Here is a 612-nt window from a genome sequence, read left to right on the forward strand (position 1 = left end):
TGATGGCTGCGGTCGACGACTACATCCCGACGCCGGTTCGCCCGCTCGACAAGCCGTTCCTGATGCCGATCGAGGACGTGTTCTCGATCTCTGGTCGTGGCACGGTGGTGACCGGCCGCGTCGAGCGCGGCGTGGTCAAGGTCGGCGAGGAGCTTGAGATCGTCGGCATCCGTCCGACCACCAAGACGACCTGCACCGGCGTCGAGATGTTCCGTAAGCTGCTCGACCAGGGCCAGGCCGGCGACAACATCGGCGCGCTGCTGCGCGGTGTCGACCGTGAAGGTGTCGAGCGCGGCCAGGTTCTGGCCAAGCCGGGCACGGTCAAGCCGCACAAGAAGTTCGTCGCTGAAGCCTACATCCTGACCAAGGACGAGGGCGGCCGTCACACGCCGTTCTTCACCAACTACCGGCCGCAGTTCTACTTCCGCACGACCGACGTGACCGGCATCGTGTCGCTGCCGGAAGGCACCGAGATGGTGATGCCGGGCGACAACATCACCGTCGATGTCGAGCTGATCGTGCCGATCGCCATGGAAGAGAAGCTGCGCTTCGCCATCCGTGAAGGCGGCCGCACCGTCGGTGCCGGCATCGTCGTCACCATCAAAGAGTAAT

Annotated in this window: 1 protein-coding gene; it reads left to right on the forward strand. The window is 64.7% G+C overall.

Going from position 1 to position 612, the window contains the following annotated elements:
• The coding region (locus AC0L2Z_RS35410) for an EF-Tu C-terminal domain-related protein (RefSeq protein ID WP_473630646.1) at positions 1-611 on the forward strand (611 nt) is incomplete at its 5' end.
• Between the last annotated feature and the right edge of the window lies 1 nt (position 612).

It is taken from the genome of Mesorhizobium sp. WSM4850, assembly GCF_055811735.1.